This is a genomic window from Actinomadura bangladeshensis, assembly GCF_004348335.1.
In the GTDB taxonomy this organism is placed as follows: Bacteria; Actinomycetota; Actinomycetes; order Streptosporangiales; family Streptosporangiaceae; genus Spirillospora; species Spirillospora bangladeshensis.
On sequence record NZ_SMJW01000053.1, the window covers coordinates 13,257 to 38,040 of the forward strand.

Annotated in this window: 26 protein-coding genes; 14 read left to right on the plus strand and 12 right to left on the minus strand. The window is 70.3% G+C overall.

Going from position 1 to position 24,784, the window contains the following annotated elements; genetic code table 11:
• Positions 1–298: 298 nt before the first annotated feature.
• From E1284_RS13080 to E1284_RS44025, 3 genes are all read right to left on the minus strand, one after another.
• A complete protein-coding gene (locus E1284_RS13080; RefSeq protein WP_131939320.1) occupies positions 299–1,741 on the minus strand; it encodes a hypothetical protein in 1,443 nt (480 codons plus the stop codon).
• A gap of 4 nt (positions 1,742–1,745) precedes the next feature.
• Positions 1,746–2,339, minus strand: a complete 594-nt coding sequence (locus E1284_RS13085; RefSeq protein WP_131939321.1) for a hypothetical protein — start codon at positions 2,337–2,339, stop codon at positions 1,746–1,748.
• Between the two features lie 297 nt (positions 2,340–2,636).
• Positions 2,637–3,155 carry a DUF2637 domain-containing protein gene (locus E1284_RS44025; RefSeq protein WP_165965245.1) on the minus strand — a complete coding sequence of 173 codons (519 nt, stop codon included), beginning with the start codon at positions 3,153–3,155 and terminating at the stop codon, positions 2,637–2,639.
• A gap of 683 nt (positions 3,156–3,838) precedes the next feature.
• On the opposite strand from E1284_RS44025, the gene E1284_RS13095 reads away from it, so the two are divergent.
• The 5 genes from E1284_RS13095 (at position 3,839) to E1284_RS13115 (ending at position 7,493) form a co-directional block, all read left to right on the plus strand.
• On the plus strand, positions 3,839–4,117 hold the full coding sequence (locus tag E1284_RS13095) for a hypothetical protein (protein WP_131939323.1): 279 nt from the start codon (positions 3,839–3,841) through the stop codon (positions 4,115–4,117).
• Positions 4,114–5,154, plus strand: a complete 1,041-nt coding sequence (locus E1284_RS13100; protein WP_243714453.1) for a peptidoglycan-binding protein — start codon at positions 4,114–4,116, stop codon at positions 5,152–5,154. Before E1284_RS13095 ends, E1284_RS13100 begins: the two co-directional genes overlap by 4 nt.
• The gene (locus tag E1284_RS13105) at positions 5,151–5,867 is read left to right on the plus strand and encodes an ABC transporter ATP-binding protein (protein ID WP_131939324.1); all 717 of its coding nucleotides are present in this window, start codon (positions 5,151–5,153) and stop codon (positions 5,865–5,867) included. The genes E1284_RS13100 and E1284_RS13105 overlap by 4 nt, the downstream gene beginning before the upstream one ends.
• Positions 5,864–7,051, plus strand: coding sequence for an ABC transporter permease (locus E1284_RS13110; RefSeq protein WP_131939325.1), 1,188 nt, complete (start codon positions 5,864–5,866; stop codon positions 7,049–7,051). The genes E1284_RS13105 and E1284_RS13110 overlap by 4 nt, the downstream gene beginning before the upstream one ends.
• A gap of 79 nt (positions 7,052–7,130) precedes the next feature.
• Positions 7,131–7,493, plus strand: a complete 363-nt coding sequence (locus E1284_RS13115) for a hypothetical protein (protein ID WP_131939326.1) — start codon at positions 7,131–7,133, stop codon at positions 7,491–7,493.
• Between the two features lie 4 nt (positions 7,494–7,497).
• Here the strand turns inward: E1284_RS13115 and efeU are convergent, their stop codons facing one another.
• The 4 genes from efeU to E1284_RS13135 all read right to left on the minus strand — a co-directional run bounded on the left by efeU (position 7,498) and on the right by E1284_RS13135 (position 10,848).
• The gene (efeU, locus tag E1284_RS13120; protein ID WP_131939327.1) at positions 7,498–8,361 is read right to left on the minus strand and encodes an iron uptake transporter permease EfeU; all 864 of its coding nucleotides are present in this window, start codon (positions 8,359–8,361) and stop codon (positions 7,498–7,500) included.
• Between the two features lie 100 nt (positions 8,362–8,461).
• Positions 8,462–9,661, minus strand: coding sequence for an HRDC domain-containing protein (locus tag E1284_RS13125; protein WP_207923729.1), 1,200 nt, complete (start codon positions 9,659–9,661; stop codon positions 8,462–8,464).
• A 247-nt stretch (positions 9,662–9,908) separates the two neighbouring features.
• Complete coding sequence (locus tag E1284_RS13130) at positions 9,909–10,478, minus strand: DUF3000 domain-containing protein (protein ID WP_131939328.1); 570 nt, start codon at positions 10,476–10,478, stop codon at positions 9,909–9,911.
• A gap of 154 nt (positions 10,479–10,632) precedes the next feature.
• On the minus strand, positions 10,633–10,848 hold the full coding sequence (locus E1284_RS13135; protein WP_165965244.1) for a hypothetical protein: 216 nt from the start codon (positions 10,846–10,848) through the stop codon (positions 10,633–10,635).
• A gap of 230 nt (positions 10,849–11,078) precedes the next feature.
• On the opposite strand from E1284_RS13135, the gene hemE reads away from it, so the two are divergent.
• On the plus strand, positions 11,079–12,092 hold the full coding sequence (gene hemE, locus E1284_RS13140; protein ID WP_279433039.1) for a uroporphyrinogen decarboxylase: 1,014 nt from the start codon (positions 11,079–11,081) through the stop codon (positions 12,090–12,092).
• On the opposite strand, the gene E1284_RS13145 is transcribed toward hemE, so the two are convergent.
• Entirely contained in the window at positions 12,089–13,099 is a 1,011-nt protein-coding gene (locus tag E1284_RS13145) for a DUF4349 domain-containing protein (protein WP_131939331.1), read from the minus strand. The two genes, hemE and E1284_RS13145, sit on opposite strands and share 4 nt — an antisense overlap.
• 73 nt (positions 13,100–13,172) lie before the next feature.
• On the minus strand, positions 13,173–14,273 hold the full coding sequence (locus tag E1284_RS13150) for a hypothetical protein (RefSeq protein WP_131939332.1): 1,101 nt from the start codon (positions 14,271–14,273) through the stop codon (positions 13,173–13,175).
• A 148-nt stretch (positions 14,274–14,421) separates the two neighbouring features.
• On the opposite strand from E1284_RS13150, the gene hemG reads away from it, so the two are divergent.
• The 3 genes from hemG to E1284_RS13165 are packed head-to-tail and all read left to right on the plus strand — an operon-like array spanning position 14,422 to position 17,187.
• Positions 14,422–15,870 (plus strand): protoporphyrinogen oxidase, encoded by a 1,449-nt coding sequence (gene hemG / locus E1284_RS13155; RefSeq protein WP_131939333.1) that lies wholly within the window; start codon positions 14,422–14,424, stop codon positions 15,868–15,870.
• Positions 15,863–16,561, plus strand: a complete 699-nt coding sequence (gene hemQ / locus E1284_RS13160) for a hydrogen peroxide-dependent heme synthase (protein ID WP_131939334.1) — start codon at positions 15,863–15,865, stop codon at positions 16,559–16,561. Before hemG ends, hemQ begins: the two co-directional genes overlap by 8 nt.
• Before the next feature lie 41 nt (positions 16,562–16,602).
• Positions 16,603–17,187 (plus strand): hypothetical protein, encoded by a 585-nt coding sequence (locus E1284_RS13165; protein ID WP_131939335.1) that lies wholly within the window; start codon positions 16,603–16,605, stop codon positions 17,185–17,187.
• 90 nt (positions 17,188–17,277) lie between these two features.
• On the opposite strand, the gene msrB is transcribed toward E1284_RS13165, so the two are convergent.
• Positions 17,278–17,679 (minus strand): peptide-methionine (R)-S-oxide reductase MsrB, encoded by a 402-nt coding sequence (gene msrB, locus E1284_RS13170; protein ID WP_131939336.1) that lies wholly within the window; start codon positions 17,677–17,679, stop codon positions 17,278–17,280.
• Positions 17,680–17,745: 66 nt separating this feature from the next.
• Between msrB and E1284_RS13175 the strand changes: the two genes are divergently transcribed.
• Both E1284_RS13175 and E1284_RS13180 read left to right on the plus strand, forming a co-directional pair.
• The gene (locus tag E1284_RS13175; RefSeq protein WP_131939337.1) at positions 17,746–18,828 is read left to right on the plus strand and encodes a DNA polymerase domain-containing protein; all 1,083 of its coding nucleotides are present in this window, start codon (positions 17,746–17,748) and stop codon (positions 18,826–18,828) included.
• A 92-nt stretch (positions 18,829–18,920) separates the two neighbouring features.
• Positions 18,921–19,691: an MBL fold metallo-hydrolase gene (locus tag E1284_RS13180; RefSeq protein ID WP_131939338.1), complete on the plus strand. Its 771-nt coding sequence runs from the start codon at positions 18,921–18,923 to the stop codon at positions 19,689–19,691.
• A gap of 102 nt (positions 19,692–19,793) precedes the next feature.
• On the opposite strand, the gene E1284_RS13185 is transcribed toward E1284_RS13180, so the two are convergent.
• Complete coding sequence (locus E1284_RS13185) at positions 19,794–21,734, minus strand: Xaa-Pro dipeptidyl-peptidase (protein ID WP_131939339.1); 1,941 nt, start codon at positions 21,732–21,734, stop codon at positions 19,794–19,796.
• Between the two features lie 248 nt (positions 21,735–21,982).
• Between E1284_RS13185 and E1284_RS13190 the strand changes: the two genes are divergently transcribed.
• A complete protein-coding gene (locus E1284_RS13190) occupies positions 21,983–22,174 on the plus strand; it encodes a DUF4236 domain-containing protein (protein WP_131939340.1) in 192 nt (63 codons plus the stop codon).
• On the opposite strand, the gene E1284_RS13195 is transcribed toward E1284_RS13190, so the two are convergent.
• Positions 22,171–23,151, minus strand: coding sequence for an alpha-isopropylmalate synthase regulatory domain-containing protein (locus tag E1284_RS13195; protein ID WP_243714455.1), 981 nt, complete (start codon positions 23,149–23,151; stop codon positions 22,171–22,173). The two genes, E1284_RS13190 and E1284_RS13195, sit on opposite strands and share 4 nt — an antisense overlap.
• Positions 23,152–23,154: 3 nt before the next feature.
• Between E1284_RS13195 and E1284_RS13200 the strand changes: the two genes are divergently transcribed.
• On the plus strand, positions 23,155–24,420 hold the full coding sequence (locus tag E1284_RS13200; RefSeq protein ID WP_243714456.1) for an RNA-guided endonuclease InsQ/TnpB family protein: 1,266 nt from the start codon (positions 23,155–23,157) through the stop codon (positions 24,418–24,420).
• Between the two features lie 59 nt (positions 24,421–24,479).
• Positions 24,480–24,749 carry an FCD domain-containing protein gene (locus tag E1284_RS13205; RefSeq protein ID WP_131939342.1) on the plus strand — a complete coding sequence of 90 codons (270 nt, stop codon included), beginning with the start codon at positions 24,480–24,482 and terminating at the stop codon, positions 24,747–24,749.
• Positions 24,750–24,784 lie beyond the last annotated feature (35 nt).

The window sequence follows — 24,784 nt, forward strand, 5'->3', positions numbered from 1 at the left end:
AGGCGAGTCCATGGCCGCGGAGATCCGAAACGCTTGGTTCGCTAAAGCGCCCTACGTGAGGTGGAGGGAGCTGAGATCCGGCTTCATGACACTGTGCTCTACAACTCCGTCTACTGTGCCGATGATGACTTACTAATCAATCTGCACGCCTGCGGCATCGCCGCAGCCCACTCTCCTGTCCTTCACTTGCGGCGGACAGAAGACGGTGACATAGCGAGCACGTGCCTGGAGAGCTTCGAACGCGTTTAGGTGTGCTCCTCTATTGTGCAGGAAGTAGGTCCCTTTGCGAGGAAAAGAGTCAATCCAAGTCTAGATCTAGGTCTAGTTCTTGTTGCTCAGCGGCAACGGGTTGGGTGAGGGAAACGTTTAGGCTTTCAAGGTAGGTATCATCCTCTTCGCGCAATTTCATTAGGATGGGAAGGGCGAATCTAGAGAGGTTTCCTATCGCGAATGTGGCGCTTGTTTGGCCAGACGCTGTCATCGTATTGAAGTCGCAGATCAGTCGACTTCCTCCGGGAAGAGCAAGTGTGGCTCGGCTGACGCGTACCGTCGGTTGACCTACCAGTTGAGCTATTCTTTCATCATGCAGAACGTCCTCTCCTGCCTTAGATGAATAAGAAATAAGTCGATCACCGGTGTCGAGCTTCAAGTTTCCAATGACCGTTCCATGACTGTCAGCTCTATCTCTGACGTCGTCGAGAGAAGGTCCGTCTTGCCTAACGCTCTTTGGTAGGTCGTTGATACTGTTCGGGGCGATGTGTGCTTCCCAGTGGTCCCCTCTGAGAACTATGCATCCGCGAGAGGTGACCCAATAAGGGGTAGAAGTCTCATGCTCCTCATCGAGTCGGCGCTGCCCGCGGAAGACTCGCATTGCTTTTGCGACAAGAACATCGCTGTTCGCTTTAATTAGAAGCTGAAAGTTTGTCGAGAAAGCTTCTATTTGCAGACGTCCGATCTGGGTCGCTGTGATCCCGCGCCCGATCCTGTGCCAAAAGTCAGTGCTTCTCGTAGGAACGTTCTCTATGAGAAACTCAAGATCCCCTTCGCTCATCGCTCCAACCAGGTCAGGGGAGCCAGGGAACCGCGAAGCGCTTCCGCCGTGACCCTCCCAAACAGATTGCAGCACTCGACTGATCCGGCCGGCCTGCTCGGGCTGTAGCAGAGAAAATACTAGATTGGTGGCCTGTCGAGTTTTTTCTAGATTGACAAACTCGGCCCCGTGGAAACCTTCCACAGTCTTCGAGATAGCTTCACGCGTCGTCTCCTCATCGAGGAGACCTCGTCCTCCTCGAAGTACAGCTTGGGCCATCAGCCCTGCAGCTGGCTCAGCGGCATTTCGCTCACCAAGCTCGCCGATTGCTCTTGGATCGGCAACTAGGGTGTCACTGCTAACGGCGAGCTGCCGTAGCTCGTCAAAGCTTTCTCTACCGCCGTTATTAAATGCAGTGCCCAGTGTTATGACAAGTGGCTTGCTGGGAGAGATCCATTCAAGATCCTCAGTAAAGTAGGTTGGCACAGGGCTCGGCCGGAGAAAAACCAGCCGCTCTCGATTCTCGCGCGGCCAATGCATAACGAGATCGGGTGCGATGGTATTGTTAAAATACTCAGTGTGACGTACTTGTGCGCCGGTATCCGTTTGCTCTAATTGGCCAGTAACCGCAGCTTTTATTGCAGCGACTCTGTCGTCGGGGGAAGGGTGAGAAAAAGCCACCTCTAGAGCGCGGGAAAGGACCTGAGACACTTTCTTATCCTTCGTTTACCTTCATGAGCTTCAGGACTTCTCCGTGATGTTCGGGAGAAAGGACCAATTGCAACTGCTTGTCGCACAGAGTTATTAGCCAAAGCCTGTCTGCAACCGCGCTAACGGCGGCCACGTCGAGAAGTGCGAGGGCCTTTCCTTGATCGTCTGTGTCAAATATTCTTTTCCTCTCGCGAAGAACAGAATCCTTTACGGTTGCAGCAGTCGTGTGGTGATCCCATCTTTGCGCCTGAAAAGGCGACCAAGAGATCCAGAGAAAATGATCACAGAGTTGAGGCTTTTTGGTAAAAGCTACATAGCACTTGGCGAGGAAGGAGCGGTAATGTTTGGGCAGGTTGCTCTCGTTCTTGTAATTCTTAATCTCGGCAAGAAAATATTGCCCTTCCAGTTTTTCGCCACGAAACTGCCCGCCCAAGTCGAACGAGAATGAATTGTCGTGTGGCCAAGTGAATTCGAGTAGTTCTTTCAGTCCAAGGTCTTCATGGGACCAGGCCTTGGCGACCCGGGTTGACTTGTCCAGCCATCGCTTCGCATTGTGAAGGCCAATTTGGCCGATTAGCTGTGAATCCTCTCCCGCCATAGCACTCGATTGTATATCCTGTCTGTCCTTCTAAAGGTGGCCACATCGGGTCAGGTGTGTCTTGTGAACCGATCTGTTTTGTGAGGCGTCGGGCTGGGTATCGCCATATATCCACCGAGTCTGCTGGATTTCGCAAATCGCTGGGTCGGCTGTGGGGTTGCAGCGGTCTATGGGGACTAAGGGGCTGCACCGCCGAGGTCTCCTGTGGGTCAGCGGTGCAGCCGTGTTTCTCTAACCGGGAGTTCGTGTTCATGGTGACCCGCTTGACCTTGCGGCGGTCGATGCCGTGTTTCTCGGCTAAGTAGCGCTGGGAGAGGTGGCGCGGCCTGGGCCAGCCAGCCTCGCCCGGTCCTCGTCCCGCACCGCTTCTTCCGGCGCTGCTTCACTTCGGTGCGGGGGTGCTCCGGTTCGGTTCGCTGCTCGTCTTGGGTCAGGTCTGAGCTTGCTGCGGCGTGAGTGAGGGGCATCAGGAGTTCGAAGCTCCCCACGAGGGCGAGTGCCGGCCATGCGTTGACTACCGCCCCTACGGGGGTGTGGGACAGGCCATGCGCCACGTTGGCGCCTATCGTCGCCACAGTGCCCACGGCAAGGACCCACTTCGCCAGCGGTGGTGCGGGTTGCTTCCGGCGGCTTTGCGTCCAGGATCACCATGGACGCGGCCCAGATGATCCCGTCCACGGTGAAGGGCACGAGGCGGGCCGTGGGGCCGGACTCGACGTGGGAGTGGACGAGTTCGTAAGCGTGCCGGTACGAGATCACGGCGGCTACCGCCACCACGGCGAGTGCGGGCGTGGTGCGGACGAGGCGGTCAGCCACGGCCAAATCCCCTCCGCCACTCGATCACGCACGGGTCTTCTTCGCGGTGGGTGACGAGGCGTTCGGCGAGCATCAGGGCCGTGATCGCCGCGTTGCGGTCGAGTGGACGCGGCCATGTGGTGACGTGTCATCCGCAGTCGGTGGGGGTGCCGGTGGCGATCGCCTTGCCGTCCAGGACGACGGTCATCGTGTCTTCCTTGATCTGGACATGAGCGACTCCTCTCGGTTCGGGAGCCACGGGAGCCAGAGTGTGGAGCCAATGTGGCTCGACGTGCTCTGATTCACCGCGACTCCTTCGAACGTTCTTGCTGGTGAGAGGCGCTTCCGGCGACGTCCCTCCGACTTGGTCCGATCCCGTCAGAGCGAGTGCGGCTAATGCGGGTTTAACCCTGGGGTCGGTCTTATGGCTTTTCGTTGAGGCAGGGTGCCTTGGCGGAGAGGACGAGATGGGGAATCGGGTGTGGGCGGTCGGGCTCGCCTTGCCGTTGGTCTTGGGGCCTTCGGCTTGTGGGGGCGATGACGGTGGGAGTGGGGTCGCTTCGGCTGGTGGGGGTGCGAAGGCTTCTGCGTCGGCTTCGGCCAGTGCGTCGCTTTCGGCGGAGGATGCGCAGCTCAGGTTCGCGCGGTGCATGCGGGAGAACGGGGTTGATGTTCCTGATCCTGGGAGTGGGGATCAGAAGGCGATGCGGCTCGGGAAGGGCACCGATCGGACGAAGCTGCAAGGCGCGCTGGAGAAGTGCCAGCAGTGGCTGCAGGCGGGCGGGAAGATGCCCGATCTCAAGGACCCGAAGGTGCGCGACCAGTACGTCAAGTTCGCGCAGTGCATGCGGGAGCACGGGGTGAACATCCCGGATCCGGGGCCGGACGGGCAGTTCAAGCTGCCGAGTGGGGACATCGATCGAAGCGCTGCGGAGAAGGCGCGGGAAGCATGCAAGGGCGACCTGCCGGGGTTCGGACGGTGAGGCGGGTCGTGGTCGCCGGGGGAGTCGCCGTCGTCGTGGTCGTCGGTGGCGGAAGCGTCTTGGCCTGGACGATGGACGGGAGCGAGGTCGAGGGCGCTCATGCGGCGCGGCTCGCCACCGCCGTTGTGAGCCGGGGTGATCTCGTCGATACCGAGACGGTGGACGGGAAACTCACCTACGACGATGTCAGGGAAGTGTGGACGGGCGCCTCGGGTGTAGTGACGTGGGCACCGGAGCAGGGCGTGATGGTCAAGCGAGGCGGGACGCTGCTCAAGGTGGCAGGCAAACCGGTCACGCTGATGTACGGCGGCAGTCCCATGTACCGCACGCTGAGGGACGGCATGTCGGGCAAGGACGTCCGGCAGCTCGAAGAGAACCTGCGGGCGCTCGGGTACGGCGACATGACCGTGGACAAGGAGTTCACCGGTGCGACCGAGGCGGCGGTGAGGGAGTGGCAGGACGACCGGGGGCTTGAGGAGACCGGTGCCGTCGACTCCGCTCAGGTCGTCTTCCTCGGCGGGGCCGTGCGTGTCAGGGACGTCAAGGCGCCCGAGGGGAAACGCGTCGGGCAAGGGCAGCCCGTGCTGACTGTCGCCGGGACGAAGCGGGTCGTCCATGTCGATCTCGATGCCGACAAGCAGGATCTCGCGAAGGAGGGCGCCGCGGTCTCGGTGGAGCTGCCCGGCGGCAAGACCGTCAAGGGGAAGATCGCCGAGGTCAGCGGGGTCGCGGAGAGCACCGGGTCGGGGCAGGACAAGAAGACCACGGTCGGTGTCGACATCTCGATCGGCGATGCCGAGACCGGGCGGCTGGACGAGGCGCCCGTCAGCGTCGAGTTGGAGAGTGAGCGGCGGAAGGACGTCCTGTCGGTGCCGGTGGAGGCGCTGCTCGCGCTGCGGGAGGGCGGCTTCGGCGTCGAGGTCGTGGACGGGACCGGCCGGCGCCTCGTCCCCGTGCAGGTCGGGGCCTTCGGCGGCGGGCGCGTCGAGGTCAGCGGCGTCCAGGAGGGCGCGAAGGTCGGGGTGCCCGCCGAATGAACGCGCTGGGCAGGGACGTACCGGGCGAGAACATCGTGGAACTCGCCGGGGTGACCAAGGAGTACGCGGGCGGTGTCGCCGCGCTGAAGGGCGTCGACCTGGTCGTCGCGCCGGGGGAGATGGTCGCGATCGTCGGGCCGTCCGGATCGGGCAAGTCGACGCTGCTGCACATGGTCGGGACGCTCGACCGGCCGACCTGTGGCAGCGTGCGGGTCGCCGGGCACGAGGTCGGCGCGCTCGGTGACCGGGAGTTGTCGGCGCTGCGGGCGCGGCACATCGGGTTCGTGTTCCAGCAGTTCCACCTGGCGGCGGGCGTGAGCGCGCTCGACAACGTCGCCGACGGGCTCCTCTACGGCGGCGTCGGGCTGCGGGAGCGGCGGGAGCGGGCGCGGGACGCGCTAGAACGCGTCGGGCTCGGGAACAGGACCGGGCACCGGCCGCACCAGCTGTCGGGCGGAGAGCAGCAGCGGGTCGCGGTCGCGCGCGCCGTGGTGGGGGAGCCGGACCTGCTCCTCGCCGACGAGCCCACCGGCAACCTCGACTCGGCGGCGGGCGCCGGGGTGCTCGGCCTGCTGGACGAGCTGAACCGCGCCGGCACCACCGTCGCGATCATCACGCACGATCTGGAGGTGGCCGGTAGGGCGCCGCGGCGGGTGCGGGTCCGGGACGGGCTGATCGTCGCGGACGAGCGGGCGGAGGTGGGCAGCCGATGAAGGCGGCACTCGCGCCGGCGCGGCTCGGGCCGGACGACGTGCTGCGCGTCGGCCTGGGAGGGCTCAGGGCCCGGCCGACCCGGGTCGTGCTGTCCGCGCTCGGCATCGCGATCGGGATCGCGACGATGGTCGCGGTCATCGGGATCTCCTCGTCCAGCAGGGAGGACCTGCTGCGGCGCCTCGACCGGCTCGGCACCAACCTGCTGACCGCCAAGCCCGGCGACACCCTGTTCGGGGACGCGGCGGAGCTGCCCGAGACGGCGCCGGAGATGGTGCGGCGCATCGGGCCGGTCACCGCGGTCGGCGCCACCGGGTCGGTGGACGCGACCGTCCGCCGGACCGACAAGATCCCCGCGGAGGTCACGCAGGGCATCGCCGTGCAGGCCGCCACGCCGGAGCTGCTCGGCACGCTCGGCGTGGAGACCGCGAGCGGACGCTGGCTCAACGCCGGAACCGGACGCTATCCCGGCGCCGTGCTCGGCTCCGAGGCCGCGAAGCGGCTGGGCGTGGAGCGGGGCCGGGTGTGGATCGGCGGCCGGTGGTTCGTCGTCCTCGGCGTCCTGCGGCCCGCCGAGCTGGCGCCGGAGATCGACCGGTCCGCGCTCGTCGGCTGGGACGCGGCCCGCCGCTACCTCGGCTTCGACGGGCATCCGACCACGATCTACGAGCGCTCCACCGACGCGTCGGTGAACGACGTCCGGGACGTCCTCGCCCGGACGGTCAGCCCCGAGCACCCCGAGGAGGTCGCGGTCAGCCGCCCGTCCGACGCGCTGGAGGCCAAGGCCGCGGCGGCGGGCGCGTTCACCGGGCTGCTGCTCGGGCTCGGCGCGGTCGCGCTGCTGGTCGGCGGGGTCGGCGTCGCCAACACGATGGTGATCTCGGTGCTGGAGCGGCGCCGCGAGATCGGGCTGCGCCGCTCGCTCGGCGCGACCCGCGGGCAGGTCCGCGTCCAGTTCCTCGCCGAGTCGCTGCTGCTGTCGGCGTTCGGCGGCGCGGCCGGGACGGTCCTCGGCGCCGCCGCCACCGCCGGGTTCGCGCTGTGGAAGGGATGGCCGCCGGTCGTGCCGGTGTGGGCGCTCGGCGGCGCGCTCGCCGCGACGCTGGTGATCGGGACGGCCGCCGGGCTGTACCCCGCGGTGCGGGCCGCGCGGCTGCCGCCGACGGCGGCGCTGGCGTCGGTCTGACACTGGTCACGCTCCGCCGGGGCGGTGCATGATTGTCACCGCAGCCGCGTTCCGCCCCGGGGGAGGTGCCTCACCAGCCATGCCGGTCCCACGCCCGCTCCGCGAACGCTGCCGGGAGTTCCTCGGGATCGACGGGGAGATCCGCTACATCTTCCCCGCGATGGCCCACGGCGGCGGCGCGGGCTTCATCTTCGTCGTCACCGACGACCAGGTCGCGGTGATCACCACCGGGGCGGTGAGCCGCAGTGCCCCGAAGACGATCTGGGGCAGCTACCCGCGCGGCACCCGGATCGGGCCGGTGGAGACCGGCGCGGGCGCGTCGTTCGAGTTCGGCGGCGCCGTGTTCGAGGTGGACGACGAGTACGTCCCGGTCGTCAACGCCGCCGACGCCGAGATCTTCGCCCGCGACAGCCTGCCCCGCGACCCGCTGCCCGACCTGTAGGCCCTCAGGGCGTGGTGGCGGGCTCCGTCGCCTTGGCCGGGGCCGGCTTGGGCGCGGACGGGTTCCGCAGGAACAGGAACATCACCGGCACCAGGTACGCCGCCCACATGACCAGCTGCAGCCAGGTGATCTGCGGGGTGACGTTCAGGACGCCCTGGAACACCGTCTGCATCCAGTCGCCCGCGCCGCCGAACTCGGCGAAGAACTCGTGCGGCTCCAGCGCCACCGCGTTCAGGCCGGGGAAGACCTCGGCCTCCTGCAGGTCGTGGAAGCCGTAGCCGAACACGCCCGCGGCGACGACGATGAGCGCGGCGCCCGTCCAGGTGAAGAACCGCTTCAGGTTGATCTTGAGGCCGCCGCGGTAGAGCAGGTAGCCGAGCGCGACCGCGACGGCGAGGCCGAGGAACGCGCCGATGATCGGCTCGGTGGAGCCGCCGGAGGAGTTGGAGATGTTCGTCCACAGGAACAGCGCGGTCTCCAGGCCCTCCCGCCCGACGGCGAGGAACGCGACGGCGGCGAGGGCGAGCGGGCCGACGTTCAGCGCGCCCTCCAGCTTGCCCTCCAACTCCGCCTTCATGAACCGGGCGGTCTTGCGCATCCAGAAGACCATCCACGTGACGAGCCCGACCGCGATGATCGACAGGACGCCGCCGAACAGCTCCTGCGTCTTGAACTGCATCTCCGAGGACGCGGCGCTGAGCGCGATGCCGAACCCGAACGCGAGCGCGATGGCGACGCCGATCCCCGTCCAGACCGGGAGCAGGGCGCTGCGGTTGCCGGTCTTCACCAGGTAGGCGATCAGGATGCTCACGACCAGGGCGGCCTCGAGCCCCTCACGCAGTCCGATGAGGAAGTTGCCCAGTAGCATCGCCGCACTCCTCCGGATGGCGCAGATTTCTCAAGCAAGCCTTTTAGGCAAAGCTAACCTAAGCAAGTGTGCGCCCCGCACCCGGCCCCGGCAAGAGGACCTACAGCTCTCCTTTGGTCTCCAGCCGCAGGAACGCCCGGGCGATCGGCTGCGCTATCAGCGCGACCTGCCAGCGCCGGGCGCCGAGGCCGCTGAGCGCGGCGCCGATCGCGGACGGCGACGACTCCGCCGGCGGCGTCCAGGCGAGCCGCCGCACGTAGTCGGGCTGGACGAGGTTCTCCGACGGCATCGAGTGCTCGTCGGCGAGCGCGGCGACGACGGCGCGGGCGGCGGTGAGCCGCTTGGCGGCCTCCGGGTCGCGGTCGGCCCAGCGGTGCGCGGGCGGCGGCCCGTCACCGGGCAGGTTCGACTCCGGCAGCGCCCGGTCGGACAGGTCGCGGGCGCGGGCGACGGCGCGCAGCCACGCCGACTGGTGCCGGCGGGCGCCGCGCCCCCGCATCGTCGGGAGGGCCTGCAGCTCGGCGGGCGTCTTCGGGGACTTCTGCGCCAGCTCTATGATCGCGGCGTCCTGCAGGACGCGGCCGGGGGACAGGTCCCGCTCGCGGGCGATCTTGTCGCGCGCCGTCCACACCTCGCGGACGGTGGCGAGCGCCCGCCGGTTGCGCACCCGGTGGATGCCGGACGTGCGGCGCCACGGGTCGGGGCGCGGCGGCTTCGGCGGCGTCGCCAGTATCGCGGCGAACTCCTCCAGCGCCCACTCCAGCTTGCCCGCGGTCTCCAGCTCCTCCTGCAGGCAGTCGCGCAGCTCGACGAGCAGCTCGACGTCCAGCGCGGCGTAGCGGAGCCAGTCCTCGGGGAGGGGGCGGGTCGACCAGTCGGCCGCCGAGTAGCCCTTCTCCAGCAGGAAGCCCAGCACGTTCTCGACCATGGAGCCGAGCCCGACCCGCGGGTAGCCGAGCAGCCGCCCGGCCAGCTCGGTGTCGAACAGCCGGCGCGGGACGAGGCCGACCTCGGCCAGGCACGGGAGGTCCTGGTTGGCGGCGTGCAGCACCATCTCGGCGCCGGAGAGCGCGGCGTCCAGCCCGGACAGGTCGGGGCAGGCGATCGGGTCGATCAGCGCGGTGCCCGCGCCCGCGCGGCGGAGCTGTATGAGGTAGGCGCGCTGCCCGTACCGGTAGCCGGAGGCCCGCTCGGCGTCGACCGCGACCGGGCCGCTGCCCGCGGCGAACGCCGCGACCACGCGCTCCAGCGCGGCGGCCGTGGTGACCACGGTCGGGACGCCCTCGCGCGGCTCCAGCAGCGGGACGGCCGGGGGGCCGGTGTCGGCCTCCGCGCTGCCGGAGCCCTGTTCCGCCCCGACCTGCTCGGGAACGGTCCCGGGCCGCTGCTCGACGGCCGTCTCCTCCGCACCGGTCTCCCCTTGGGGGCCGGTGGCGCGCGTTTCGGACACTCCCACTGTTCCCGTGTTCTCCCCCGCCGCCTCGGTCTCGGACGCTGTGCTCACGCCCCCTACCGTACGTCTTTCAACCGCCGGGCCCGCCCGGTGCTCAACCGCCTCCGCCGCCGGGCCGATCGGGCATCGCCGCGACGCCGGCGGGCGGCAGCCCCGCCGTGGTGCACATCACCTCGCACCAGGCCGCGACATGGCCGGCGAGGTCGTCCCCGGTCGGCGACCAGGAGGCGCGCAGCTCCAGCTCGGTGGTGGACGGCTCGTCGCGCTTGTCGCCGAAGCTCTCCGACACCGCGCGGGTGACCGTCCCGGACACGTTGGCGTACCCGGCGGGCTCCAGCGCCTCCAGCAGCCAGTCCCACGCGACGGAGCCGATCAGCTCGTCGGCGGCGATGTCGGGCTCCAGGTCGGCGCGGATGTAGGCGACGACGCGGAACCCGTTCGTCCAGCCGGGTCTGCCCTCCGGGTCGTACAGGACGATGAGGCGCCCGGTGGCGACCTCGGTGTCGTCGTCGCGGTAGACGCTGCCGGACATGGCCGCCGCGAAGGGCGCGAGGCGCTGCGGGGCGGGCATGTCCTCCAGGTCGAGCTCCGGCCGGAGGGCGGGGCCGTCGAGGAACGAGCGCAGCGTGTCGACGGCCCGCTGGAAGGCGGGAGGTGGGTTCATGGGAGGACCGGCCTGGTCGCGAGTGAGTGGCCGAGCGCCGGAGAGCGGCTCGGGGCGGTGCTGCCGGGACGGGGCGCCGCCGCGCGCGGCGACGGGGGGATGCGGAGGGGAAACAGGCACGGCACAGGTGGTTTCGTCTCGGGGGCCGGGCCGGTCAGGCCACGGCCCGCACGGTCTCGGCGCGGCGCGGCGCCCGAGCGGTCTCGCCGGCCGGAGCGCTCCCGCAGGCCGCGGCGGTCACCGGCGGCAGGCCGACCAGGACGGCGGTGCCGCACTCGGTGCAGGCCCGCTCCGGGCACTGCGCACCGTGCCCGTCCGGACACGGCGGCTGCTCGAACACGCGTTCATCACCGCAGGTGGAGCAGTACAAGGGGGAACCTCCCTCGGCTATGACACGCATCACGTTCGCACGCGCCAGTGACAGAATGCGGGACTTCGCTCGGCGTGTCCGGAAGTTCGTTCCGCCCCTGAGGCCACACCCGTGCCTTCCGCGCCGGGGTTCCATGGGACCATCACAACGTGACCGCTGACGCTGCCCGTTCGGACGAGCACTCTCCGAACACGCCTGACAACGGCGCCCTCGCCGAGAGCCCCTTCCTGCTGGCCTGCCGCCGGCGGCCGGTGCCGCACACGCCCGTGTGGTTCATGCGCCAGGCCGGCCGGTCGCTGCCGGAGTACCTGCGGGTCCGCGAGGGCGTCCCGATGCTGGAGTCGTGCACCCGCCCCGACATGATCGTGGAGATCACGATGCAGCCGGTGCGCCGCTACGCGGTGGACGCGGCGATCTTCTTCAGCGACATCATGGTGCCGCTGAAGGCGATCGGCATCGACCTCGACATCAAGCCGGGGATCGGGCCGGTCATCGCCGACCCGGTCCGGTCGGCCGCCGATCTCGACGCGGTGCGCCCGCTCGTCCCCGACGACGTCCCGTACGTGACCGAGGCCGTGCGGGGCCTGGTCGGCGAGCTGGGGACGACGCCGCTGATCGGTTTCGCGGGCGGGCCGTTCACGCTCGCCTCGTACCTGATCGAGGGCGGCCCGTCCAAGAACCACGAGCGCACCAAGGCCATGATGTACGGCGAGCCGGAGCTGTGGGCCGACCTCATGGGCCGCCTCGCCGACCTCACGATCGCGTTCCTGAAGCTCCAGGTCGCGGCCGGGGCGAGCGCCGTGCAGGTGTTCGACTCCTGGGTCGGCGCGGTCGCCGCGCAGGACTACCGCGAGTCGGTGCTGCCGCACACCCGCCGCATCTTCGCCGAGGTCGAGCCGCTCGGCGTGCCGCGCATCCACTTCGGCGTCGGGACCGGCGAGCTGCTCGGCCTGATGGGCGAGGCCGGCGCGGACGTCGTCGGCGTCGACTGGCGCGTCCCGCTGGACGAGGCCGTCAGCCGGGTCGAGCCGGGCAAGGCGCTGCAGGGCAACCTCGACCCGGCGATCCTGTTCGCGCCGTGGGAGACCGTGGAGCGCCGCGCCCGCGACGTGCTGGCCCGGGGCCGCACCGCCGAGGGCCACATCTTCAACCTGGGGCACGGCGTCCTGCCGTCCACGGACCCGGACGTGCTGGCCCGCCTCGCGGACCTCGTCCACGAGGCGAGCAGCGAGGACGCGGGCTAGGCGGGCGGCTGCTGCGCCGAGCCCGAGCCCGAGCCCGAGCCCGATCCGGAGCCCGAGCCGGCGTCGGCCGTCTCCGGCTCCGGCTGCACGCCCGTCTCCGGCTTCGGGGCGGCCGGCCGCGCGCGGCCGCGGCGGCGGCGCCGCAGGGCGAGCAGCGGCCAGCCGATCGCGGCGGCGAGGACGAGGAACGGCAGCAGCCAGCCCACCGCGGCGGCGATGCCGCCGATGAACGCGGTGAAGGCGTCCCAGCCGTTCTGGAGCCCGCCGATGAAGCCGCCGCGCTCCTCGTCCTCCTTGGGCGCCGCGGTCTTGGTCACCAGCGTCACGGTCACGGTCGCGTACCGGGTGCGGTGCTTGAGCGAGTTCTGCCGCGCCTGCAGCGCCTCGAGGTCGGCCTCGCGCTGGGCGATCTCCTGCTCGACCTGGATGACCTCGCCGACGGAGTCCGCGCGCCCGAGCAGCTTGCGGAACGACTCCAGCGTGGCCTTCGCCGACCGCACCCGCGCGTCGACGTCGGCGACCTCGCCGGTGACGTCCTCGGCCTCCTGGGAGAGGGACAGCCTGGTCCCGAGCTGGGTGCTGAGCTGGTCCAGCACGCCGCTGTAGCGGTCGGACGGGATCTTCAGCGTGATCTGCGACCGGGCCGGGTCGCTCGAACTGGACTCCTGCTCGACGTAGCCGCCGGCCGAGGTCGCCATCTCCTTGGCCTTGGCGGCGGCGTCCTCGACGTCCCCGGCCCTGACCCGCAGGCGCGCCGTGTGGACGACCTCGCGCCCGGTCGGCAGCGGCGCCCGCGCCCCGGTCGTGCCGGTCGTGCCGTTCCGGGCGGCGCTCTTGCCCGCCGCCGAGCCCGCCTCGTTCTGGGGCACCGCCGCCGGTGCGGGGGCGGCGCCGCCCCGGTCCGCGGTCTCCGAGCCGGACGAGTCGCTCCCCCCGCCGCACGCGGCCAGGACCCCGGCCAGCAGCAGGACGACCAGCGCACATGTGACGTTCCTGACGATCCGCATGCGGCTTGGACGAGGTGATGCAGGTCACCGTTCCGTGGGACTAATCACGAAAGGGCCACAAACCACGAGAGGCTCAGCCGTCGCTGAGCACGACCGGCCCGCCGATGTTGACCGGCCCGAGCGTCCACAGGGCGCCGGTGCCGGGGACGACGGCCAGCGCGGACGCGTTGACGTTGGTCCGGTTCGGGACGGCGGTGGTCGGAACCCGCGTCCACGTCCCGCCGCTGTAGTGGAGCAGGCCCGGCTTGGCGGGCTCGTCGAGCAGGTGCCCGACGGCCCACAGCTCCCCGTTCTCGCCCTTGACGATCCTGGAGAGCCCGTTGAGGCCTGGCGGCGGGGCGACGTCGGTCCAGGCGGTGCCGTCCCAGTGCAGCATGATGGACGTGATCGGCGACGTGCTGACGTTCCAGCCGATGGCCCAGGCGTCGGCGGGGGACAGGGCCACCATGTCCAGGATGCCGATGCGGCCCTCGGGCAGCCCGTTCACGGGGACGTTCGTCCAGGACCGCCCGTCCCAGTGGTACGCCTGGGGGACCTGGTCGTACGGGCCGGGGGCGCCGATGACCCAGATGTCGTCGTCGGCCCTGATGTGCGCGGTCCGCAGGTAGACGTCCGGGTAGGAGGTGACGAACGTCCAGGTGCCGCCCGTCCGGCGGTAGACGCCGCTGTCGACGGTCACCCAGACGCCCGCCGCGCTCGCCTGGACGGTCAGGGCCGTGGACGCCGACGGCAGGGCCACCTCCTCGAACCGCGTGCCGGTGAAGTGCCCGAGGTAGGGGCCCGCCGCCGCGGAGCCCCCGAACCGGGTGGCGCTGATCCACACGTCCTCGGGGGCGACGGCGTCGACGTCGCCGACCGTGGCCTGGCCGGGCAGGTTCTGGAGGTCGTACTCGACCCAGCCGCCGTTCTTCCAGCGCCGCACGACGGGGTTGCCGGGAATCGTGGTCCCCATGCCCGGAATGGGGCCGGGGACGAACAGCTCGCCCTGGTTGCCGGTGATCCAGACGCTGTCGGGGGAGGCGGCGTCGACGTCGTAGAGAGAGTTGTTGGGCCAGAAGAACGGGAGCGGCACCGGCGCGAAGTCGCCCCGGGTCGAGGCCGAGGCCGGGGGAACGAGCCCGGCGGCCAGCAGGATCGCCGTGGCGGCGGCCAGTGGAGCCTTCCAGGGGGTCATGCGTGCCAGTATCCACTGGCGCGGTATGGGGATCTTGTCACGTCCGCGACAAAAATCCCCTCCGGTCGTGTCCCGCGGGGCGGTGTGATGCTCGCCGCTCCGGGCGCCCCGGTGCGCGATCCGGCGGCGCGTCTGGAAGGCTGGAGCCATGGCCACCTCCCATGCCACCTCCCACGCCGTCGTCGTCGGCGGCGGCATCGCGGGGCTCGCCGCGGCCCGCGTGCTCGCCCGGGACGGCGTGCGGGTGACCGTGCTGGAGGGCTCACCCCGGATCGGCGGCAAGCTCCAGGTCGGCGATATCGCCGGCATCCCGGTGGACGAGGGCGCCGAGTCGATGCTCGCCCGCCGCCCCGAGGGCATGGACCTCGTCCGCGACCTCGGCCGCTCCGATGATCTGGTGAACCCCGGCACGACCTCCTCGGCGATCCTCAGCCGCGGCGCGCTGCGCACGATCCCGGCCGGCCAGGTCATGGGCGTCCCGTCCGACCTGAAGGCGCTCGCCGGGTCGCAGGTGCTGTCGCCGGCCGGTCTCGCCCGCGTCCCGCTCGACCTGGTGCTGCCGGAGACGCCGCGCGGCGGGGACGTGTCCGTCGCCGACTTCATCGGCGCCCGCGTCGGCCGCGAGGTCGTCGACCGGCTCGTCGAGCCGCTGCTCGGCGGCGTGTACGCGGGCCGGGTCGAGCTGCTGTCGTTCGACGCGACGCTGCCCGCCGTCGCCGCCGCCGCGCGCGGCCACCGCTCGCTGATCAGCGCGGTGCGGGGCAGCCGGGCCGCCGCGCCCAAGGACGCCGGGCCCGTGTTCGCCACGCTCCCGGACGGGCTCGGCACCCTCCCGCACCTGGTCGCCGCCGACATCACCGCCGCCGGCGGCACCGTCCGGACCGGCGCGACCGTCCGCGAGCTGCGCCGCACCCCGGACGGCTGGCGGCTCACCATCGGCCCCACCCGCGACCCCGAGTACCTGGACGCCGACGCCGTGGTGATCGCCGCCCCGGCGGCCCCCGCGTCCCGGCTCCTCGCCGAGGACGTGCCCGCCGCCGCGCGCGAGCTGGCCGGGATCGACTACGCCAGCATGGCGATCATCACGCTCGCCTACCGGGCCACCGCGTTCCCGCGCCTGCCGAAGGGCAGCGGCTACCTCGTCCCCGGTGTGGAGAGCGATCCGGAGAGCGGCGGACGGGGCGTCAAGGCCGTCACGTTCAGCTCGGTGAAATGGCCGCACCTGCGCCGGCGCGACCGCGGCCTCATCGCGGTCCGCTGCTCCATCGGCCGGTTCGGTGAGGAGCGCACGCTCCAGAAGGCCGACGAGGAGCTGGTCGCCACCGCCATGGCCGAGCTCGCCGCGACCTGCGGCGTCACCGAGCTGCCCGCCGAGAGCCGGGTCACCCGGTGGGGCGGCGGCCTCCCGCAGTACAACGTGGGCCACGCCGACCGCGTGGCCAAGGTCCGGTCCGCGGTCGCCGCCGCGCCGGGGCTCGCCGTCGCCGGCGCCGCCTACGACGGCCTCGGCATCCCCGCGTGCATCGCCTCGGCGCGCGCGGCGGCGACCCGGGTGCTGGACCATCTGCGCAGTCGAGAAGGAGTGGAACATGGCTGATCAGGCGGGCAAGCCGAAGGCACGCGAGCTCAACAACGTCATCCGCTACACGATGTGGTCGGTCTTCCGCGTCGCGAAGCCCGGCACGGTCGGCGAGCAGGACGCCGCCGAGGTGCAGGACCTCCTCGACCAGGCCGCGCAGAAGGACGTCACCACCCGCGGCGCCTACGACGTCGCCGGGCTGCGCGCCGACGCCGACTACATGTTCTGGTGGCACGCGTCCACCCCGGACGACCTCCAGGAGGTCTACACCCGGTTCCGCCGGACGGCCCTCGGCCGCGCGAGCGAGCCGGTGTGGTCGCAGATGGCGCTGCACCGCCCGGCGGAGTTCAACAAGAGCCACATCCCGGCGTTCCTGGCCGACGAGACCCCGCGCGACTACGTGTGCGTGTACCCGTTCGTCCGGTCGTACGAGTGGTACCTGCTGCCGGACGAGGAGCGCCGCGCGATGCTCGCCGAGCACGGCAAGATGGCGCGCGAGTACCCCGACGTCCGGGCCAACACCGTGGCGGCGTTCGCGCTCGGCGACTACGAGTGGATGCTCGCGTTCGAGGCCGACGAGCTGCACCGCATCGTCGACCTGATGCGGCACCTGCGCGGCGCGAAGGCGCGGCTGCACACCCGCCTGGAGATCCCGTTCTACACGGGACGCCGCAAGCCGGTCGCCGAACTCGTCGCCAACCTGGCCTGATCCGGCCGGGCCCGGCGCGGATCGGCAGTACAGTGCCGTCCGTGAGCAACGCTCCCGACCCGCGGCACCGGGGACGGCACGCCAGACCGCCGTCCGAGCCGGCGATCCGCTGGAACCGCCTGGTCGCGGCGGTGCGTGCGTCCCGGCGGCGCCGGCTGGCCGCGGCCGGTGCGCTGGCCGCGGCGGTGCTGGCGCTCGCCACCTCCGCCGCGCTGGCGCTGACGCCGGGCGGCGGGTCCGCCCCGGCGCCGCGCACGGCCGCCGCCCGCGCGGACGCCTCCCCGTCCCCGCACGAGAAGATCGAGACCGCCGTCGGCGACCCCGACGAGATCCCCGACGCGATCCCGTACTTGCGGACCAGGGACCCGGACGGCAAGGTCGTCGGGCACGTCACCGACGTCCGCCGCAGCGGGCAGTTCGTCCGGGTCTATACCGACCTGGGGGAGGACGACGAGAACTCCAGGCCCGCCATCGACCTCTGCGAGTGGACGACCCGGTTCCTGGAGGACGGCGGCGACGACGAGCCCCGCGTCTTCGTCCACGGCAGGAGCGACGACAACGGCAGCGTCGTCCTCGCCAACAAGCAGAGCGGCAAGGACGACTGCGAGGTCGGCGAGACCCGCTAGCAGCCCCCGCCCCCGCCGGGCCGACCCGGGGTGGACCAGGCCGGCCTCCGCGAGCCGGGCGGTGATCGCGTCGGCCGTGCGCGGGTTGACCTACTCGGCGGGTTCCAGGGTCAGCGAGACCGAGTTGATGCAGTACCGGTCGTCGGTCGGGGTGGCGTAGCCCTCACCGTGGAACACGTGCCCGAGGTGGGACTCGCACACCGCGCACCGGACCTCCGTCCGGACCATGCCGAGGGAGCGGTCGTCGATCAGCGTGACCTTGTCGGAGTCGGACGGCTCGTAGAACGACGGCCAGCCGCAGTGGCTCTCGAACTTCGTCTCCGACCGGAACAGCTCCGTCCCGCAGGCGCGGCACCGGTACACGCCGACGGTCTTGGTGTCGGTGTACTCGCCGGTGAAGGGCTTCTCCGTGCCCGCCTCGCGCAGCACGTGGAACTCCTCGGGGCTGAGCTGCGCCCGCCACTCGTCCTCGCTCTTGCGGATCTTCTCCATGCCTCCGAAAATACCCGGCGCGGACGTCCCCGAGGACTGTCGTACACGTGGGTTAACGTGCAGTACATGGCCTCGCCCTTCATCGAGATCCCGGTCGGGGATCGCCTCGTCAAGGTGACCAATCCCGACAAGGTCTACTTCCCGGAGCACGGCTACACCAAGCGGCAGCTGGTGGAGTACTACCTGGCCGTCGGCGACGGCATCCTGCGCGCGACGCGCGACCGCCCGACGACCCTGGAACGCTGGCCCGCCGGGGTCTTCGAGGGCGCCAAGATGGCCACCCGCGAGGACTACGCGCGCGGCCAGGCCGGCATGGGCGCGGGCAAGTCCGACGCGTTCTACCAGAAGCGCATCCCGAAGGGCGCGCCCGACTGGGTGCGGACGGCCCGCATCGCCTTCCCCAGCGGGCGTTCCGCCGACGAGGTCTGCCCGACCGAGCCCGCTGTGATCGCCTGGGCCGCGAACCTCGGCACGCTGACCTTCCACCCGTGGCCCGTCCGCAAGGGCGATGTCGACCACCCGGACGAGCTGCGCATCGACCTCGACCCGCAGCCGGGGACCGACTTCTCCGACGCCGTCCGCGTGGCCCTCGGCCCGGCCAGTGACCTGCTGGCGGAGCTGGGGTACACGGGCTACGTCAAGACGTCCGGCAAGGCGGGCGTGCACATCTACGTGCGCATCGAGCCCCGCTGGACGTTCACCGAGGTCCGCCGCGCCGCCCTGGCCTTCGCCCGCGAGGTCGAACGCCGCAACCCGGCCGAAGTCACGACGAAGTGGTGGAAGGAGGAGCGCGGCGAGCAGATCTTCATCGACTTCAACCAGAACGCGCGCGACCGCACCATCGCCTCGGCCTACAGCGTCCGCCCGGCCCCGCACGCGCCCGTCTCCGCCCCCGTGACCTGGGACGAGCTGCCCGACGTCGACCCCCGCGACTTCACCATCGCCACGATGCCCGCGCGCTTCGCCGAGCTGGGCGACCTCCACGCGTCCATCGACGACGAGGCCTTCTCCCTGGACGTGCTCCTCGACATGGCCGACCGCGACGAGAAGGACCACGGCCTCGGCGACATGCCGTATCCCCCGAACTATCCGAAGATGCCGGGCGAGCCCAAGCGCGTCCAGCCCAGCAAGAACACCGACAACCAGTGACCACTCGGCCCTGAGGGAGGTCTGGCGCCGGGAATTTCCGCGGGCGCGGCGCGATTACGAGGACGTCATGTGATCGATGTGAAGGCGGCGCCATGTCCTCGCTGAACCTCCGGTATCTCGGCGGTCCGACCGCGATCCTGGAGATCGGGGGTGTGCGGCTCGTCGTCGACCCGACGTTCGACGCGCCGGGCGACTACCCGATCGGGTCGCGGAAGCTGGCCAAGACCGCCGGGGCCGTCCTCGGGCCCGCCGAGGTCGGGCCGGTCGACGCGGTGCTGCTCTCGCACGACCAGCATCCGGACAACCTCGACAACGGCGGACGCGCCTACCTGGCGGACGTCCCGCTGACCCTGACGACGGAGGCCGCCGCCGGACGCCTGGGCGGCACGGCACGCGCGCTGCCGAACTGGGAGCACCTCGACCTGCCGCGCCCCGGCGGCGGCGCGCTGCGGGTCACCGGGGTGCCCGCCCAGCACGGCCCGGACGGCACCGAGCACCTCACCGGCCCGGTCACCGGCTTCGTCCTGTCCGGTGACGGCGTGCCGACGACCTATGTGAGCGGCGACAACGCGTCCCTCGACGTCGTCCGCGCCATCGCCGACCGGTTCGGCCCGTTCGAGGTGGCCGTGCTCTTCATGGGCGCCGCCCGGACGCCGCTGGTCGGCGACGCCGATCTGACGCTCGGCAGCGGCGCGGCGGCCGAGGCCGCCGCGATCCTGCGCGCCGGCCGGATCGTCCCGCTGCACTTCGAGGGCTGGGCGCACTTCACCCAGGGCCGCGACACGATCCGGCCCGCCTTCGACGCGGCCGGCTTGACCGACCGCCTCCACCTCCTCGATCCCGGCGAGGCCGTCACCCTCTGACGAGCCCCGCCGCGACGTACTCGCGGCGGTTCGGGCGGTGTCGATACGGCCGGGGTAGGGGGCCCGCCGCGCCAGGGGTGCGCGGCGGGCCCGCCTTCTCCGTTAGCGGAGGTCGCGCTCCTGGACGGGGAGGTTCACCTCCGAGGGGCCGCGCCAGGGAGCGGTGCGCTCGGGCGGGGCGATCATGGTGGCCGGGTCGTCCTCGGCGGCGACGACCGGGATGGTGATCGAGCTGCCGCGCAGGTCCACCGTCACCTGGGCGCCGGTCGGCTGCTCGTAGTTGTAGTCGGCGTCGGTGCCCGCGAGCACGAGGGCCAAGCGGTGGCCCTTCTTCAGCAGGTACTCCTGGCTGAGCGTCTCCCAGCCGACCGTGTAGTAGCGCCCCGGCCGCAGGGGCCTCGGGTGGCTGAGCGAGCGGGCGTTCTGGGCGTCCAGCCAGCCGCGGGCGACCACGTTCACCGGCGAGGTGACCGTGGTGACCTCCGTCTGCTTGTAGCAGGCGTCGTCGGCGGGGGTGCTCTCACCGTGGCAGTCCTCGGTGGCGAGGGTGCGGATGCCGGCGCCCGCGCCGAGGTAGTTCACGCGGGTGTCCTCGCCGTAGTCGACGAGGAGGGCGGTCAGGTTGGACGTGGGCTTGTCGAGCTTGATCCGCAGCCGGGCATCGGGGGTGCCGGACAGGCGCCCGGTGCGGGGGAGGGGACCGGAGACGAAGGCCGCCCGGTACGGCTGGGACGCCGTCGGGTCGGCGACCATCGCGCTCTCGGAGTGGCCGAAGCCGCGCGGGCCCGGGGCGTCGGTGAAGGCGGCCGTCGTGCCGCGGGCGGCGCGCCGCAGGCCGAGGGTGCCGTCCGCGCCGGGGCGCAGGACGATCTCGCGGGCGTCGCGGGCCGGCCAGTCGCGCTGGGTGATCCACTGGTCGGGGCCGATCTCGATGTCGGCGCGCGGCTCCCGCATGATGCCGTTGGGGATCTTCTGCAGCTCGTGGTCGAACCAGCGGTGCAGGGTGTCCACCCACGCGTCGCGGCGGATGTCGAACGGGTCGACGTGGCCGCGCTGCGACAGCCACACCTTGCGCTGGACGCCGCGCCGCGCGAGCGCGTTCCACCATTCGGCGAAGTGGTCGTCCTTCACGTTCAGGTCGTTGACGCCGTGGGCCGCGAAGATGCTCGCGCGGACGCGGGAGGCGCGGGCGATCGTCCCGTCCCGGTAGTCGGTCGTCTTCCAGTAGGCGTTGTAGTCGCCGGTGGCGTCGTCCTCGCCCGCGTCGAGGTCGGCGTTGACGGCAGCGCACTTCTCCGGCGGGTCGGTGTCGACGTAGGAGGCGAGCCACGGCTGCTCGTCGTCGGTGTACTTGACGCCGTTCATGCGGCTGTAGTCGTACCAGCTGCTGATCGCCGAGATCGGGACGATCGTCTCCAGCCCCTCGACGCCGGTCGCGGCGACGCCGTTGGCGAGCGTCCCGTCGTAGGACTTGCCGATCATGCCGGTGCGTCCGGTCGTCCAGGTGGCCTCCACCGGCGAGCCGTCCGGCTTGTACGCCTTGGCGCGGCCGTTGAGCCAGTCGACCACGGCCTTGCCGCCGAGGACGTCGCTGGGCCCGCCGCTGACCGGGCAGCCGTCGGAGCGGGTCGTCCCGACCATGTCCACGGCGAGGAACGCGTACCCGCGCGGGACGAAGTAGTTGTCGTAGACCAGCGGGAACTTCACCGGGTCCCCGTTGGCGTCGTAGGTCTTGAGCTCGCTCTCGTTGCCGCGTCCCGCGTTGTCGTAGTACGGGCTCTCGTCCATGATCACGGGCACCTTGAGACCGTGCTCGGTCTCCTTGGGCCGGATGATGTCGACGTTGACGCGGTCCTTCTTGCCGTCCCGGTCGCTGTCGACGCTCGACTCGACGTAGACGTGCTCGCGTATCGCGTCCTTGTAGGAGAAGACCGGCTGGGTCACGCCGTCCTCCACCACGATCTTGGGGGACGGCTGGGCCAGCGCCGTCGCGCCGCCGCCCGCGGCGGCGAGCGCGGCGCCGGTCAGCGCGGCCACCGTCATCGTCCGCCGGGTTCGTCTCAGGGATCGCCTGGCCAACCCGCACCTCCGGGGAGCTGAGAAAATGATCTCTACGGAGGCACACGCTCCTCGCCCCGCCGCGTCCGGTAAAGGGCGGTGCACGACGAACTCGGACCGGATTTGGTCACCTCCTGCCGTTGCGTCCTCCGGCCTGTCCGAAATTATGATCTCGGTCTGTCCGTGATGGCGGGCGGGGGATGCCCGGGGATCGTCCGGGCATCCCCCGCCGCATGGGTTGGAGCTATCGAAAAGCCATCAGGATGGGACCGTTCCGCATCAACCTGTCCAAGAAGGGCGTCGGACACAGCGTCGGCGCCCGCGGCGCCCGCTACACCCGCTCGGCGGACGGGCGCCGCCAGATCACCTTCCGCATCCCCGGGACCGGCCTGTCCTGGCGGCGCTCGCTCGGCCGCCGCGACTAGCGCTTCGCGCGGTTCACCGCGGACAGGACGGCCCCCACCGAGGCGGCCGGCACGGACGCGCCCAGGCCCGCGCCCCACGACGTCACCCCGTCGACGCGGCATTCGGCGTAGGCGACGGCCACGGCGTCAGGGCCGGAGTCGACGGAGTGCTCCGCGCACTGCAGGACGTCCACCTTGATCCCGGCGGACGACAGGGCGCCGGCGAGCGCGTCGAGGGGGCCGTTGCCCGTCCCGGTGTGCTCGCGCTCGTCGCCGTCCACGCGGATGACGCCGGTGAAGTCGTGCCGCGCCGGGCCCGTGCCGGACGTCGACCAGCCGGTCACGGCGACCGGGCCGGACGGCCGGAGGTACTCGGCGCGGAACAGGTCCCACAGCTCGGCCGCCGTGATCTCCTCGCCGCTGCCGTCCGTCGCCCGCTGCACCACCCGGGAGAACTCGATCTGCAGGCGGCGCGGCAGTTCGAGCCCGTACCCGGTGCGCAGCAGGTAGGAGATCCCGCCCTTGCCGGACTGGCTGTTGACGCGGATGACCGCCTCGTAGCCGCGTCCGACGTCGGCGGGATCGATCGGCAGGTACGGGACGTCCCACGGCACCTGCTGCGGCGGCGTCCCGGACTCCTCCGCGCGGCGGGCGTGCAGGGCCATGCCCTTGCCGATCGCGTCCTGGTGCGTCCCGGAGAACGCCGTGTAGACGAGGTCGCCGCCGTACGGGTGCCGCTCGTGGACGGGCAGCCGGTTGCAGTGCTCGACCGTCCGCCGGATCTCGTCGATGTCGGAGAAATCGATCATCGGGTCGACGCCCTGCGCGTGCAGGTTCAGCGCCAGCGTGACGAGGTCGACGTTGCCGGTCCGCTCGCCGTTGCCGAACAGGCACCCCTCGACCCGCTGCGCGCCCGCGAGCCATCGGACGAGTGGCTTTGCCGACCAATCGAGGCGACAAAACCGCCCCCTGTCATCACATAGTAATGCTATGGTCACGGTGTGGAGTTGACGAGGCGGCCCCGGTCGCATGTTGCGCGACTCGATCTGAGTTCGGCGCAGGTGGCCGTGCTGGATGGTCAGGCGCACGCCGCCCGTGCCCTGTGGAACGTGTTGCACGAGTACTTCACTTTCCGCCAGGGGTGCTGCCCGTCGGTGAAGGATTGCGATGAGGCGATTCGGGTGGCTCGTCGCGAGATCGGCTGGATGGGCCAACTTCCGGCTCAGGCCGCTCAAGCCGTGCTGAAGAATTATCGGCAGGCTTGGAGTAACTGCTTCAATCCCGACCATCCCGCAAAACGGCCAACGTTCAAAGCGAGATTGCGCTCACGGATGGCTGTGGACATCCCCCAGGCCGGCCACATGAAGATCATCCGCTTGAACCGGCGATGGGGAGCGATCAATCTGCCCAAGGTCGGCCGGGCCAGGTTCCGGTGGACCAAGGACCTGCCTGGTGTTACCGAGCACGGACCGGCCGGGCGGGTCACCGGCGGTCGCTTGGTCAAGGACGCTCACGGGTGGGCCATCGTGTTCCGTGCCGAGTCCGAGGTGGCCACGCCGACCCAGCATGAGGGGCCCACGGTCGGGATAGACCGCGGGATCAACGTAGCTCTGGCGTTGTCGGACGGCAGTATGCGCCGACACGGGCCGTGGCTCACCAGCGGCGAGCAGGAGCACCTGAGGCGTCTTGAGAAAAAGTCCGCCCGTCAGCGTGCTGTGGGCGTCTCCGGGCAAGCAATGTCGAACCGGCTCGCCCGCACCTACCGCCAAATCGCCAGGATCCGCGCGAAAGCCAAGCAACGATCCGTCGACTGGCAGCACCGGACCACTACCGAACTTGCCACCGCCTTTAGTGCGATCAAAGTGGAAGACCTGAAGATCGCCAACTTGCTGCGCTCGGCGAGAGGCACCATCGAGCAACCTGGCACCAACGTGGCGCAGAAAAGCGGGATAAATCGGAAGATCGCCGGGGAAGCGTGGGCGCGGACCGTGAGAATGCTGGAATACAAGTCTCAAGATCGAGGTGGGAGGCTCATCAAAGTCGCTGCGGCCTCCACTTCACAGATCTGCCACCGGTGTGGTCAGCGAGATCCCTCTGCCCGCCACGGAACCGTTTATGCCTGCACGAACCTTGAATGCGGGTGGGTCGGCCATGCCGACATCAACGCTGCAATCAATATCAATAACGCCGATGGAATAGCGGTGTCAGGACGTGGAGACCTCGGGGCCACCCGGTCTGTGAAGCGTCAACCCCCGCACGCGGCCTGACCGCGATGTGACGGGAGAGCCTCCGGGCTTCGTACCGGGGAGGAGTTCAAGAGATCCGCATGATGCTGGAGGAGGTCCGCGCCGCCGAACTGGCCGCCGAGCGCCGGACCGACGCCGACCTCACCGCGCTCGACGCGGCCCTCGCCGCCCGCGACGACGCCTTCGCCGGCCCGGCCATCGAGGCGTTCATCGACGCCGACATCGCCCTGCACGCGGCCGTCGTCGCCGCCGCGCACAACCCCGTCCTCGCCGGCGACCCGGCCGCCGCCGGCGACATCATCAATACCGAACTCACCCAGACCCTCGCCGCCCTACTCCAGGGACGCTAGGAGGGGTGGGAGGTCGTTGTCGTGGACGATGGTGA

Bases quoted from the DNA above. Each gene is read 5' to 3' on its own strand.
- hemG (WP_131939333.1), top strand. From the start codon at position 14,422: ATGGCCACCTCCCATGCCACCTCCCACGCCGTCGTCGTCGGCGGCGGC.
- E1284_RS13115 (WP_131939326.1), top strand. From the start codon at position 7,131: ATGCCGGTCCCACGCCCGCTCCGCGAACGCTGCCGGGAGTTCCTCGGG.
- E1284_RS13190 (WP_131939340.1), top strand. From the start codon at position 21,983: ATGGGTTGGAGCTATCGAAAAGCCATCAGGATGGGACCGTTCCGCATC.
- E1284_RS13175 (WP_131939337.1), top strand. From the start codon at position 17,746: ATGGCCTCGCCCTTCATCGAGATCCCGGTCGGGGATCGCCTCGTCAAG.
- efeU (WP_131939327.1), bottom strand. From the start codon at position 8,361: ATGCTACTGGGCAACTTCCTCATCGGACTGCGTGAGGGGCTCGAGGCC.
- E1284_RS13150 (WP_131939332.1), bottom strand. From the start codon at position 14,273: ATGACCCCCTGGAAGGCTCCACTGGCCGCCGCCACGGCGATCCTGCTG.
- E1284_RS13105 (WP_131939324.1), top strand. From the start codon at position 5,151: ATGAACGCGCTGGGCAGGGACGTACCGGGCGAGAACATCGTGGAACTC.
- E1284_RS13185 (WP_131939339.1), bottom strand. From the start codon at position 21,734: ATGACGGTGGCCGCGCTGACCGGCGCCGCGCTCGCCGCCGCGGGCGGC.
- msrB (WP_131939336.1), bottom strand. From the start codon at position 17,679: ATGGAGAAGATCCGCAAGAGCGAGGACGAGTGGCGGGCGCAGCTCAGC.
- E1284_RS13110 (WP_131939325.1), top strand. From the start codon at position 5,864: ATGAAGGCGGCACTCGCGCCGGCGCGGCTCGGGCCGGACGACGTGCTG.
- E1284_RS13180 (WP_131939338.1), top strand. From the start codon at position 18,921: ATGTCCTCGCTGAACCTCCGGTATCTCGGCGGTCCGACCGCGATCCTG.
- E1284_RS13095 (WP_131939323.1), top strand. From the start codon at position 3,839: ATGCGGCTCGGGAAGGGCACCGATCGGACGAAGCTGCAAGGCGCGCTG.
- E1284_RS13145 (WP_131939331.1), bottom strand. From the start codon at position 13,099: ATGCGGATCGTCAGGAACGTCACATGTGCGCTGGTCGTCCTGCTGCTG.
- hemQ (WP_131939334.1), top strand. From the start codon at position 15,863: ATGGCTGATCAGGCGGGCAAGCCGAAGGCACGCGAGCTCAACAACGTC.
- E1284_RS13205 (WP_131939342.1), top strand. From the start codon at position 24,480: ATGATGCTGGAGGAGGTCCGCGCCGCCGAACTGGCCGCCGAGCGCCGG.
- E1284_RS13085 (WP_131939321.1), bottom strand. From the start codon at position 2,339: ATGGCGGGAGAGGATTCACAGCTAATCGGCCAAATTGGCCTTCACAAT.
- E1284_RS13130 (WP_131939328.1), bottom strand. From the start codon at position 10,478: ATGAACCCACCTCCCGCCTTCCAGCGGGCCGTCGACACGCTGCGCTCG.